The sequence below is a fragment of the Paracoccus sp. MKU1 genome, from assembly GCF_001447385.1.
GTDB lineage: Bacteria > Pseudomonadota > Alphaproteobacteria > Rhodobacterales > Rhodobacteraceae > Paracoccus.
The window spans coordinates 25,190-37,429 of record NZ_LLWQ01000225.1 but is presented as its reverse complement, the minus strand read 5'-3'; the positions used below and the strand labels follow the sequence as shown (position 1 = coordinate 37,429).

The 12,240-nt window shown below is 68.9% G+C and carries 12 protein-coding genes; 3 read left to right on the top strand and 9 right to left on the bottom strand.

Features of this window, described 5'->3' with window-relative positions:
- The 9 genes from AQY21_RS26775 to AQY21_RS26735 form a co-directional block, all read right to left on the bottom strand.
- Positions 1 to 1,500: an FAD-dependent oxidoreductase gene (locus tag AQY21_RS26775; protein ID WP_058100625.1), complete on the bottom strand. Its 1,500-nt coding sequence runs from the start codon at positions 1,498 to 1,500 to the stop codon at positions 1 to 3.
- A complete protein-coding gene (locus AQY21_RS26770) occupies positions 1,500 to 2,612 on the bottom strand; it encodes an ABC transporter ATP-binding protein (RefSeq protein ID WP_058100624.1) in 1,113 nt (370 codons plus the stop codon). The genes AQY21_RS26775 and AQY21_RS26770 overlap by 1 nt, the downstream gene beginning before the upstream one ends.
- 4 nt (positions 2,613 to 2,616) lie before the next feature.
- Positions 2,617 to 3,495, bottom strand: coding sequence for a carbohydrate ABC transporter permease (locus AQY21_RS26765; protein ID WP_058100623.1), 879 nt, complete (start codon positions 3,493 to 3,495; stop codon positions 2,617 to 2,619).
- Positions 3,495 to 4,388 carry a carbohydrate ABC transporter permease gene (locus tag AQY21_RS26760; RefSeq protein ID WP_058100622.1) on the bottom strand — a complete coding sequence of 298 codons (894 nt, stop codon included), beginning with the start codon at positions 4,386 to 4,388 and terminating at the stop codon, positions 3,495 to 3,497. The genes AQY21_RS26765 and AQY21_RS26760 overlap by 1 nt, the downstream gene beginning before the upstream one ends.
- A gap of 91 nt (positions 4,389 to 4,479) precedes the next feature.
- A complete protein-coding gene (locus AQY21_RS26755) occupies positions 4,480 to 5,736 on the bottom strand; it encodes an ABC transporter substrate-binding protein (protein WP_058100621.1) in 1,257 nt (418 codons plus the stop codon).
- A 50-nt stretch (positions 5,737 to 5,786) separates the two neighbouring features.
- Positions 5,787 to 7,316 (bottom strand): aldehyde dehydrogenase family protein, encoded by a 1,530-nt coding sequence (locus AQY21_RS26750; protein ID WP_058100620.1) that lies wholly within the window; start codon positions 7,314 to 7,316, stop codon positions 5,787 to 5,789.
- A 1-nt stretch (position 7,317) separates the two neighbouring features.
- Positions 7,318 to 8,085, bottom strand: a complete 768-nt coding sequence (locus AQY21_RS26745) for an enoyl-CoA hydratase/isomerase family protein (protein WP_058100619.1) — start codon at positions 8,083 to 8,085, stop codon at positions 7,318 to 7,320.
- Complete coding sequence (locus tag AQY21_RS26740; RefSeq protein ID WP_058100618.1) at positions 8,082 to 9,653, bottom strand: acyl CoA:acetate/3-ketoacid CoA transferase; 1,572 nt, start codon at positions 9,651 to 9,653, stop codon at positions 8,082 to 8,084. Before AQY21_RS26740 ends, AQY21_RS26745 begins: the two co-directional genes overlap by 4 nt.
- A complete protein-coding gene (locus tag AQY21_RS26735; protein ID WP_082658276.1) occupies positions 9,650 to 10,654 on the bottom strand; it encodes a Gfo/Idh/MocA family protein in 1,005 nt (334 codons plus the stop codon). The genes AQY21_RS26740 and AQY21_RS26735 overlap by 4 nt, the downstream gene beginning before the upstream one ends.
- 183 nt (positions 10,655 to 10,837) lie before the next feature.
- Between AQY21_RS26735 and AQY21_RS26730 the strand changes: the two genes are divergently transcribed.
- The 3 genes from AQY21_RS26730 to AQY21_RS26720 all read left to right on the top strand — a co-directional run bounded on the left by AQY21_RS26730 (position 10,838) and on the right by AQY21_RS26720 (position 12,240).
- Complete coding sequence (locus tag AQY21_RS26730) at positions 10,838 to 11,152, top strand: ribbon-helix-helix domain-containing protein (protein WP_058100617.1); 315 nt, start codon at positions 10,838 to 10,840, stop codon at positions 11,150 to 11,152.
- Positions 11,153 to 11,252: 100 nt separating this feature from the next.
- Entirely contained in the window at positions 11,253 to 11,648 is a 396-nt protein-coding gene (locus AQY21_RS26725) for a VOC family protein (RefSeq protein ID WP_058100616.1), read from the top strand.
- Positions 11,649 to 11,697: 49 nt separating this feature from the next.
- Positions 11,698 to 12,240, top strand: a complete 543-nt coding sequence (locus tag AQY21_RS26720) for a twin-arginine translocation pathway signal (protein ID WP_058100615.1) — start codon at positions 11,698 to 11,700, stop codon at positions 12,238 to 12,240.

Here is a 12,240-nt window from a genome sequence, read left to right as displayed (position 1 = left end):
TCACGCTGCGAACTCCGTTTCCCGGATGTGGCGGGCGGCGCGCAGGGACAGCGCGGCCACCGTCAGGGCCGGGTTGACCGCCGCCGAGGTCGGCAGGACCGAGGCGTCGGCGATGAAAAGATTGCGGTGGTCGTGGCTGCGGCAAAACGCGTCCACCACGCTGCCGCGCGGGTCGGCACCCATCCGGGCGGTGCCGCATTGATGGCTGGGCGTGCGCCGGTCGAAGGGCCGCGACAGCACCACCGGATAGCCGGCGCGGCGCAAAAGCCGCTTCAGCCGCGCCACCAGCAGCTCATGCGCCCGCCAGTTCGAGCGTTTCCAGTCCAGCACGATCCGCCCGCCCTTCAGCGACACCCGGCTTTCCGGGTTCGGCAGGTCCTCGGACATGGCATAGAGATCGACCGAGCGCGCCGCGATCCAATGCGCCAGCCCGCGCGGCAGCGAGGAACTGGCGGCAAGGATCGGCCCCGAGATCTTGCCCAGCAGCTGGATATTGCCCAGGGGCTCGCCGCCCGGCCCGCCGGTCAGGTAGAAATCGTTCACCATCAGCGTCTTCTGATAGACCGAGGGGTTGCGCCGCAGCGGATGCAGCGCCAGCACCGCCGAGCAGTTGTGGTTCATGAAATTGCGCCCGACCTGATCCGACGCATTGGCCAGCCCGCCGGGATGGCGCGCATCGGCCGAACCAAGCAGCAGCGCCGCGCTTTGCACCGCCCCCGCCGCCAGAGCGACCAGGCCGGCGGCCGCGACGGTCTCGCGCCGCCCCTCGGCCTCGACCTCGACCGCCGCGATGCGGCCGTCCTCGCCCGCGATCAGCCGGGTGGCCCGATGGCCGGTCAGCAGGGTGACGTTGGGATGGGCCAGCGCCCGGGCCAGCGCGGCGCTTTCCGCGTCCATCTTGCCCGCGCCGGTGTTGGGGAATGCGTCCCAGGGCGTCGCCCCCGCCGCCAGCCATTGCGGCAGGTCGACGCCCAGCGGCAGCGCGGCCGGGTGCAGCCCGACCGATTGCAGCCGGCGGCGCAGATCGGCGATGGCGGGCTCGTCGGGCAGCGGCGGGTGGGGATAGCGGCCGGAATGGTGCGGCTCGGTCGGGTCCTGCCCCAGGGCGCCGCGCACCTGGTAAAGCGCCTCGGCGGCCTGGTAGAAGGGCTCCAGCTCGTCATAGCCGATGGGCCAGCCCGGCGTCGTGCCGCCGATATGGCGCAGCGGCCGGAAATCCTCGGCCCGATAGCGCAGGAACACCGCGCCGAAGAATTTCGAATTGCCGCCGACATAATAGTAGTTGCCGGGGTTGAAGGGCCGCCCCTCGCCGTCCAGCCATTCCTCGGCCGGGCGGTAATGGCCGCACGCGAAGATGGCCTGGGCATCGCGCGCCTCGGGACTGTCGGGCAGGTACCGGCCGCGCTCCAGGATGACGATGCGCCGGCCCGAGGGCGCCAGCGCCGCCGCCAGCGTCGCGCCGCCGATGCCCGAGCCGATGATGAGCATGTCGGGCCGCATCAGGGCGCGATCCGTTCTTCGCTCTGCGGGTCGAAGGCCACGGCCTTGTCCATGTTCACCGCGAAATCGAAGTCCTGTCCCGGCCCGACCGAGGCATCGGCGCGCATCCGGGCGATGACGTCGCGGCCCGAAAGCACCATGGTGACGAAAGTGTCCGAACCGGCGGGCTCGGTCACGCTGACGCGGTTGGCCAGGCCCTGGATGTTGCCGGACTTGCGGTCGGCGCCCTCGGGATCGGTGATCGCCTCGGGGCGGATGCCCAGCAGGATGTCGCGCCCGTCCCAGCCGGCCAGGTTCGGCTGGCTGAAGCGCAGCAGCCGTTCCGCGCCCTCGGCATCGGTGATCCTGGCATGGGGCACGCCGTCGCGCAGCGCGACGCGGGCGGGCAGGATGTTCATCGCCGGGCTGCCCATGAAGGTCGCGACGAAGACATTGGCCGGCGTATCGTAGATCTCTCTCGGCGTGCCCAGCTGTTGCACGTGGCCGCGATACATGACCGCGATCCGGGTCGACAGCGTCATCGCCTCGATCTGGTCATGGGTGACATAGACGATGGTGGTGCCCAGCTTCTGGTGCAGCTTCTTGATCTCGGTGCGCATGTCCACGCGCAGCTTGGCGTCCAGGTTCGACAGCGGCTCGTCGAACAGGAACACGTCGGGGTCGCGCACCAGCGCCCGGCCCATGGCGACGCGCTGGCGCTGGCCGCCCGACAGCTGCGCCGGCTTGCGGTCCAGCAGGTGGTCGATCTGCAAGAGCTTCGCCACGTCGGCCAGCGCCCGCTCGCGCTCGGCCCGGGGGGTGCCGTGCATCTCCAGGCCGAAGGTGATGTTCTGGGCCACGGTCATGTTGGGGTAGAGCGCATAGCTCTGGAACACCATGGCGATGTTGCGCTTGCTGGGATGGACGCCGTTCACGACCCGGCCGCGGATCGCGATCTCGCCCGAGGTGACGCTTTCCAGCCCGGCGATCATGTTGAGCAGCGTGGACTTGCCGCAGCCCGAGGGGCCGACCAGCACCAGGAACTCGCCCTCGGCGACCGAGATGTCCACATCATGCAGCACCTGGACCGAGCCGTAGGATTTGGTGACGTTGCGGATGTCGAGAAAACCCATGGGATCAGCCTTTTACCGAGCCCGCCATCAGGCCGCGCACGAAATAGCGGCCGGCGACGACATAGACGACGAGGGTGGGAAGCGCGGCCAGGATCGCGGCCGCGAAATGCACGTTGTATTCCTTGACCCCGGTCGAGGACTGCACGAGGTTGTTCAGCGCCGCCGTCATCGGCTGCGAGGTGCCGCCGAAGGACACGCCGAACAGGAAGTCGTTCCAGATATTGGTGAACTGCCAGATGATCGACACCACCGCGATCGGCCCCGAGACCGGCAGCAGGATGCGCCAGAAGATGCGGAAGAACCCGGCCCCGTCCATCATCGCCGCCCGCACCAGCTCGGTCGGGAAGGCGGCGTAGTAGTTGCGGAAATACAGCGTCGTGAAGCCGAGCCCATAGACCACGTGGACCAGGATCAGCCCCGGCACGGTCCCGGCCAGCCCCAGCTTGCCCAGCACCACCGCCATCGGGATCAGCACGATCTGGAACGGGATGAAGCAGGAAAACAGCATCAGCCCATAGACGATGGTATCGCCGCGAAAGCGCCATTTGGTCAGGATGTAGCCATTGAGCGCCCCCAGCACCGTCGAGATGGCGACCGCCGGCACGACCATCAGGATCGAGTTGATGAAATAGGGCTTCAGGCCGGTCGGCTGGACGCCGATCTGCGCGCTGGACCAGGCGGCGCGCCAGGGCTCCAGCGTCCAGGTCGCCGGCAGCGCCATCATGTTGCCGCCGGTGATCTCCTGAAGCGGCTTCAGCGAGTTCACGCCCATGACGTAAAGCGGCAGCAGGTAGAACAGCGCGAACAGAATCAGCAACAGGTAGATGAAGGCGCGGGCCACGCGGCCGGTCGAGACGGCGGTGTCCTGGGTGACGGCGGACATCACTTCTTCTCCTTCAGTTCGGCATAGAGATAGGGGACCATGATCGCGGCGATGGTCATCAGCATGATGACCGCCGAGGCCGCGCCGACCCCCATCTGGTTGCGGGTGAAGGTATAGGAATACATGAAGGTCGCCGGCATCTCGGTCGAGCGGCCGGGACCGCCGCCGGTCAGGGCGATGACGAGGTCGTAGCTCTTGATCGCCAGATGCGCCAGGATCACGAAGGCCGACAGGAAGGCGGGCCGCAGCAGCGGGATGACGATGCGGCGGTAGAGCTGCCAGTTCGAGGCGCCGTCGATCTGCGCCGCCTTCAGCACCTCGTTGTCGATGCCGCGCAGGCCGGCCAGGAACATCGCCATGACGAAGCCCGAGGATTGCCAGACCGCGGCGATGACGATGCAGTAGATCGCCATCGTGTTCGACTTGATCCAGGTGAAGGTGAAGCTTTCCCAGCCCCACAGGTGCATGACCCGTTCCAGCCCGATGCCGGGATCGAGGAACCATTTCCACGCCGTCCCGGTCACGATGAAGGAAAGCGCCATCGGATAGAGGTAGATCGGCCGCAGCACGCCCTCGCCCCGGATCTTCTGGTCCAGGAAGATCGCCAGCAGCAGCCCCAGGGCGGTGCAGATGGCGATATAGAGCGAGGCGAAGATCGCGATGTTCTTCAGCGCGATCTGCCAATGCTGCAACCCGAACAGCCGCTGGTAGTTGTCGAACCCGACGAAGGTCCAGTTCGGCAGCATCCGCGACCCGGTGAAGGACAGCAGCAGCGTGAACAGGATGAAGCCATAGACGAACAGCAGGGTGGTGGCGAAGGACGGCGCCAGCACCAGTCGCGGCAGCCAGTCCTGCAAGCGTGTGCGGAGATCCGCCTGAACGGGTGTGGGCATGGTCGCTCTCCCTATGCGCGAGGTGGCGCGGCAGATGGTGGCGCGGCCGGGCCGGGGGCGGACCCGCCGCCCCCGGCCCCCGCGGCGGGGCCTATTGGGCGCCCGCCACCGCGTCGGCCAGCGCCTGCGCCGCCGAGGCGCCGTCGCCGTATTCGCCGTTCATCGCCCCGGTCACCACGTCGTAGATCGCGTTCTTGACCGCGGCCGGGTTGGCATGGCCATGCGCCATCGAGCCCAGCAGCGTGCCGTTGGTGTTCGCCTCGGCCAGGTCCGCCATGCCCTTCTTGCCGCAATCGTCGAAATCGGCATCCGGCACGTCGGTGCGGGCCGGGACCGAGCCCTTGACCACGTTGAAGGCCGACTGGAAGGTCGGGCTCATGATCGCCGAGGCCATCTGGGCCTGCGCCTGCTTCTTGCCCTCGCCCTGCACGTCGAACATGACGAACTGGTCGCTGTTGAAGGTCACGGCGCCCTGGGTGCCGGGGAAGCGGATGCAGACGAAATCCTGCCCGGGCACCTTGCCGGCCTTGAGGAACTCGCCCTTGGCCCAGTCGCCCATCATCTGCATCCCGGCCTCGCCGTTGATGACCATGGCCGAGGCCAGGTTCCAGTCGCGGCCCGAGAAGTTGTCGTCCACATAGCCGCGCAGGACGATGAGCCGGTCGAAGGCCGCCGCCATCCTCTCGCCGCCCAGCGTCTCGGGGTCGAGGTCGATGAAGGCCGCCTTGTAGAAATCCGTCCCCTCGGCCAAGACCAGCGCGTCGAAGATGGTGGCGTCCTGCCAGGGCTGGCCGCCATGGCCCAGCGGCACGATGCCGTTGGCCTTCATCTGGTCCAGCACCGCGATCAGCTCGTCCCAGGTCTCGGGCGCCTTGCCGCCGGCGGCATCCAGCGCCGCCTTGTTGATCCAGACCCAGTTGGTGGAATGCACGTTCACCGGCGCCGCGATCCAATGGTCCTCATGCTTGGAGAAGGCCTGCAAGGCGTCGGGCACCACCTCGCCCCAGTTCTCGGCCGTGGCGACCTCGTCCAGGTTGCCCAGCACGCCCTCCTGCGCCCAGTCGACGATGTCGAAGCCCAGCATCTGCACGGCGGTGGGCGGGTTGCCGGCAGTGACGCGGGCGCGCAGCGCGGTCATCGCCGCCTCGCCGCCGCCGCCGGCCACCGGCATGTCCACCCAGCCGATGCCCTTGCCCTGCAAGTCATCCTTGAGCACGTTCAGCGCCGCCGCCTCGCCGCCCGAGGTCCACCAGTGCAGCACCTCGACATCCTCGGCCTGCGCCGCCAGCGCGGTCGAAGCCAGCAGCGCGCAGGTCAGCGCGCCCTTCCTCGCCAAATACACAGCCATGTCTTCCTCCACAGTTGCATCGTTCTTGTTCCGGCCCGGCCCGTCGCGGGTCAGACCGCCTTCACCCAGGGCGCCCGCGTGCCGCGGCCGACCCGCATCACCAGCGACTTGACCTCCAGGAATTCGTCGAAGCCGTGGCGGCCGATCTCGCGCCCCTGCCCGGATTGCTTGACGCCGCCGAAGGTCAGTTCGGGAAAGCCGTCCATCCAGGTATTGGTCCAGACCGTCCCGGCCTGCGCGCGGCGCGCGAAGGCAAGGCAGGTATGGACATTCTCGCTCCAGACCCCGGCAGAGAGGCCGTAATGCGCATGGTTGGCCAGCGCGACCGCCTCGTCCAGCGTGCGGAATGTCAGCACCGACAGCACCGGGCCAAAGACCTCCTCGCGTGCAATCGCCATGTCGGGGCGGATGCCGGTCAGCACGGTCGGCTGGTAGAAATCGCCGGGCAGGCCGGGGATCTCCAGCCCCCCGCCGCCCAGGCTTGCCGTCGCGCCCTCGGCCAGCGCGTCCTGCACATAGCCGTCGATCCTTTGCCGGTGTTGCGGGGTCACGATGGCGCCGACCTGGCTGCGCGGGTCCAGCGGATCGCCGAAGGCCACCTTGCGCGACAGTTCCACCACGCGGGCGGTGAATGCCTCCGCAATGTCCTGATGCAGGATGATCCGGCTGCCCGAGTTGCAGCACTGGCCGGCGTTGAAGCAGGTGCCGAAGGTCACGGCATCGGCGGCATCCTCCAGATCGGCATCGGGAAAGATCACCTGCGGGTTCTTGCCGCCAAGCTCCAGCGCCACCTTCTTCAGCGTGGCCGAGGCGGCCGCCGCGATCGCCTTGCCCACCGCGGTCGAGCCGGTGAAGCTGACCATGTCCACGTCCGGGTGGCTGGCCATCAGGCTGCCGACCGGCTGGCCAAAGCCCAGGACGATGTTCGCCACCCCCTCCGGCAGCCCCGCCTCGAGCAGCAGTTCGCCCAGCATGACGGTGGTCGAGGGGGTCATTTCCGACGGCTTCACCACGCAGGTGCAGCCCGCCGCCAGCGCGAAGGGCAGCTTCTGGCTGAGGATCCAGAACGGAAAGTTCCAGGGCGTGATGATCGAGACCACGCCGACCGGCTCTTTCAGCACCACGCCCAGGATGTCCTCGCCCAGGGTGTTGTGGCTGTCGCCATGCGTGCTGCGCGCCAGCATGGCGGCATAGCGCCACAGGTCTGCCGCCCCGGCGATCTCGGCCCGGGCCTGGGTGATCGGCTTGCCGCTTTCCAGCGTCTCGATCAGGGCGAACCGCTCCACCTCCGCCTCGATCAGATCGGCGACCTTCAGCAGCACGGCGGCGCGGGCCCTGGCGGGGATGCGGCTCCAGGCGCCGCTGTCGAAGGCGGCGCGGGCGGCGGCGATGGCGGCAAGGGTCTCGGCCTCGCCGGCTTGCGCCGAGCGGCTGACGACGATGCCATGCGAGGGCGAGATCCGCTCGAACGTGGCGCCGTCGGCGCTGTCCCGCCAGGCGCCGCCGATCAGGTGGCGGCCGCGACGGGGCTCGGCCGGCAGCGCGGCATCCGAGGCGGGGATCAGGGTCAGCTCGGTCATGTCAGGTTCCCGGAAATTCGGGGCTGCGTTTCTCGCGGAAGGCACCGACGCCCTCGGCCCGGTCCGCGCTGGCGGCGATGGCGGCGCTGCCGAGCGCCTCGATCATCGCGCCGCGATCCTCGCCGCGGGCGGCGTGGATCATGGACTTGGCGATCTCGACCGCGCGGGGCGACAGCCCGCAGACCCCGGCGGCGATGGCCTCGGCCGCGGCGCGGGGATCGTCCGAGACCTCGGCGGCGAAGCCCAGTTGCAGCGCGCGTTCGGCCGGGACGCGGCGTCCGAACAGCGCCATCTCCTTCAGCACCGGCTCGGGCAGCAGGCGGGCAAGCCGCTGGGTGCCGGACCAGCCGGGCACGATGCCGATGCCCGCCTCGGGCAGGGCGATGGTGGCGCGCGGCGCCATCACCCGCAGGTCGCAAGCCGCGGCCAGTTCCAGCCCGCCGCCGAAGGCATGGGCATGCAGCACGGCGATGGTCGGCCGCGCCAGCCGCGCCAGGCGGTCGAAGACGCGATGCCCGTCGCGCACCCAGTGCCGGGCGAATTCGGCGGGCGTCAGGTCGCCCCAGCCGTTGATGTCGGCCCCGGCGCAGAAGGCGCGCGCCTCGGTCGCGGTCAGCAGCACGCAGGCGAGGGCCGGGCTGCGCTCGATCCGGTCCAGATGCGCCGCCAGCTGGTCCAGCATCCCGACGGTGAAGGCGTTCAGCCTGGCGGGGTTGTCCAGCCGGATCTCGGCCAGCCGGCCGCGGATCTCCAGATGCACCGCGCTCATGGCTGCCACCCCATCGGCCCCTCGGCCAGCAGCGACAGCGGCATGGCCGCGGCGTCCGGGGCGATGCGCACCCGGCCCCGGCTGGGCGCGACGATGTGCTCCTGGGGGTCGATGCCGGGCATGATCTCGGTCGCGACCAGCCCGTCATCGGCCAGGCGGATGACGCAGCGCTCGGTGACATAGAGCACCTCCTGCCCCTGCGCGCGGGCGCGGCGCCCCGAGAAGGTGACATGCTCGACCTTGTCCACCATCTTGGTGAACTTGCCGGGCTGCTCGACGCGGATGCCGGTCTCGGACAGGGCGATCCGCGCCCCGGCCTCGAACCAGCCGGAAAAGACGATCTTGCGGGCATGGGCGGTGATGTCCACGAAGCCGCCGCAGCCGGCGGTCAGATAGGGCTTCTTGCCCAGTTTCGAGACGTTGACGTTGCCCTCGACATCCACTTCCAGAAAGGACAGGAAGGACATGTCGAAGCCCGCGCCCTGGAAATAGATGAACTGCTGCGGCGAGGGAACGAAGGCATCGGCGTTCGAGGCGCAGCCGAAGGCGAAATCGGTCAGCGGCATCCCCCCGACGGCGCCCTGTTCGATGGCCCAGGTGACGGCATCGGGATGGCCCTCCTCCAGCAGGATGCGCGGCACCAGCGCGCTGATGCCGAAGCCCAGATTGGCGGTCATGCCGCCCCGCAACTCCATCGCGGCGCGGCGGGCGATGACCTTCTCGACCCCGTGCTCGGCCAGGTGAAAGCTGGACCAGGGCCGCATGATCTGGCCCGAGATCGCCGGGTCATAGGGCGTCTCGCAGGTCTGTTTCTGGTCCGGGTCGATGACGACCAGGTCCACCAGATGGCCCGGCACCCGCACGTCATGCGGCCGCAGCGAACCGCGCGCCGTCACCCGCTCGACCTGCGCGATCACCAGCCCGCGGTTGTTGCGGGTGGCGATGGCCTGTTCCAGCCCGCCCAGATAGGCGCCCTCGTGCTCATAGGTCAGGTTGCCCCATTCGTCGGCGGTGGTGGCGCGCAGGATGCAGACATCGGGATGGATGTTGGGGAAATGCAGCCAGGTCTCGCCGCCGAACTCGACGCGGGAGACGATGGGCGCGGCGGCGCCCCTGGCGTTCATCGCGCAGCCCTCGCGGATCGGATCGGCGAAGGTGTCGAGGCCGATGCGGGTCAGCACGCCCGGCCGCCGCGCCGCCGCCTCGCGATGCATGTCGAACATGATGCCCGAGGGCACGTTATAGGCCGCGACCCGATCCTCGACGATCATGCGCCAGATCTCGGGCATCGGCAGGCTGGACGGCCCCGAGGGATAGGAGCCCGCCAGCACGCGGGCCAGCAGCCCGTCCCGCGCGATATGGTCCATGCCCTTGACGCCATACATGTCGCCCGCCGCGATCGGGTGCAGCGTGGTCAGGTCGCGGGGATGGCCCTCGGCCGCGAATCGCGCGCCAAGCGCCTTGAGCACCAGATCCGGGCAGCCCAGCGACGAGGAGGACGAGACCGTCACCACGGCATGGTCGGGGATGCGCGCGACCGCCTCGGCCGCGCCCACGATCTTGGTCATGGCGCCCCTCCGTAGGAGACCTGCTGGCGGATGCCGCTGCGCGCCGCCTCGCGCACCGCCAGGGCGACGGCCAGCGATTTCACCCCGTCCCAGCCGGTCGCCGCCGGCCGGCCCCGCCCCGCCACCGCATCGGCGAATTGCCGCACCGCCTGCTGGTAAAGATCGTGGTCGGGAAACGGCACGGTTTCGCGGCCGGCTGCGGTCACCAGCTCGATCTCGCCAAGCGGGCGCTGGGTCAGCACGCCGCGGGCAAGGACCGAGCCCTCGGTGCCATGCACCTCCAGCGCGGTGCCGGCAAAGGGATGGGTAAAGCTTTCATGCGCCTGCACCATGGCGCCCGAGGGCATGAGCCAGGCCGACATGGCCGAATCCTCGACCCCCTGCCCCATGCCGGACACCCCCATCTGCGCCACGACCGAGACCGGGTCCTCCCCGAGCAGGAAGCGGGCGAGGTCGGCGTCGTGCACGGTGATGTCGGGAACGACCCCGCCGCCCGCCTCGGCCGAGGCGATCCGCCAGCCGCGCAGGTTCTCGGGCAGATGCACGGCGTGGTGGATGCGCAGCGACAGCACCCGGCCGACCCGCCCCGCCGCGATCAGCCCGCGAATGGCGCGATGGCTGCCCGCGCAGCGCAGGTGATGGTTGGTGGCAAAGACCAGCCCGGCCGCTTCTGCCGCGCGCACCATGGCGACCGCGTCCTCCAGCCGCATCGCCAGCGGCTTTTCGCACAGCACATGCTTGCCGGCGGCGATGGCGGCCATGGCCTGCGGGAAATGCTTCTCGTTGGTCGAAGAGATATAGACCGCATCGACGGCCGGGTCGGACAGCGCCTCGTCAAGGTCGGTGCCGGAGCGGGCGATGCCGTGATCGGCCGCAAACCGCGCCGCCCGGTCGGCCGAGCCGCTGACCACGCGGATCGCCCCGCCCTCCGCAAGCGACCGGAAGGCCGCGACCATGTATTGCGCGGCAATCGTGCTTGCCCCGATCAATGCCCATTTCACCTGCGCGCCCTCCGCTCGCCCGCATATCGCATTTTGGATCGTTCCAAAGTGATACTGGACCGTTCCAAACCGGTCAAGCGATTCGCGCGCGTCCGGCAAGGGCCGCGTTGGCGCAAGAAACTGGCAAGGGCCGCCACCCGTGCTATGATCGTAAAAAGCCCTAGCCAGTTCGGGAACCATGCCATGTGCGAAGTCTTCTCCCGCCAGGATCCGCGCCGCTATCAGCCGGTGACCCGCAAGCTGCGGCTGAACGGACAAAGCACCTCGATCCGGCTGGAACAGGCCTTCTGGGACATTCTCGACGAGATCGCCGCCGGCGAAGGCATGGCCACCCCCGCCTTCCTGTCCACGCTGCAATCCGAGGTGCTGCAACTCGGGGGCGAGCCGGTGAACTTCACCTCGCTTCTGCGCTGCGCCTGCCTGGTGCAGCTGGAACTGCGCGGCAGCGGCGCGGGGGATTTCCGCCGGGCGGCGCAGCGGGTGGCGCAGGCTGCCTGATCCGGTTTTCCGCAAGAAATCCGGCGCGTGGTAGCATGATGCTACCCGCGGGGGCGGCGTCCTTCCGATACTGGTGCAAAGATCGGAAAGGAAAGCCCGCATGGCCAAGATGATTCATTCGATGATCCGCGTGATGGACGAGGCACGCTCGCTGGCCTTCTACAAGGCCGCCTTCGGCCTGGAACCCGTCGAGCGGCTGGATTTCGACAGCTTCACGCTGGTCTATCTGGCCAATGCCGAAAGCAGCTTCGAGCTGGAGCTGACCGTCAACAAGGGCCGCGGGGAGCCCTATGAGCTGGGCGACGGCTACGGCCATTTGGCCGTCTCGGTCGAGGATGTGGCGGCCGAGCACCGGCGGCTGACCGATCTGGGCCTGGCCCCGCGCAAGCTGGTCGATTTCGCCCCCGGCGGCGAGGTGATCGCGCGCTTCTTCTTCATCAAGGACCCGGACGGCTACGAGATCGAGGTGCTGCAACGCGGCGGCCGGTACCTCTAGGCAGGCGGCCTGCCGGGAGGGGCGGGCCAACCAACTCAGGGAGGAGCAAATGACTGTCATCCACAAATCCCCCTCTGGCAGCGATGTCAGGGGGCTGACCCGGCGCGGCCTGCTGGCGCGCGCCATGGCGGCGGGGGCGACCTTCGTGGTCGGCTCGGGCTTCGTCGCCGCCCGCGACGCGGCCTGGGCGGTCGAGACCGCCGCGCTGAAGCCCGAAACCATGGCGGTGCTGATCCAGATGGCGCGCGACATCTATCCGCATGACCGCATCGCCGACCGCTTCTATGCCATCGCCGTCAAGACGCATGACACCCCCGAACAGGCGCCGATGATCGAGGACGGTGTGGCCGGGCTGAACCTTGTCGCCAAGGCGCAGGGATTCGACACCTATCTGGCCGCGGGCTGGGAAAAGGACCGCGTCGCCATGCTGCGCCTGATCGAGCACACGCCCTTCTTCCAGACCGTGCGCGCCGGGCTGGTGACCGGGCTCTACAACCAGAAAGAGGTCTGGCCGGTCTTTGGCTATGAGGGCGAGAGCTTTTCGCAGGGCGGCTATATCGAGCGCGGCTTCAACGACATCGACTGGCTGTGA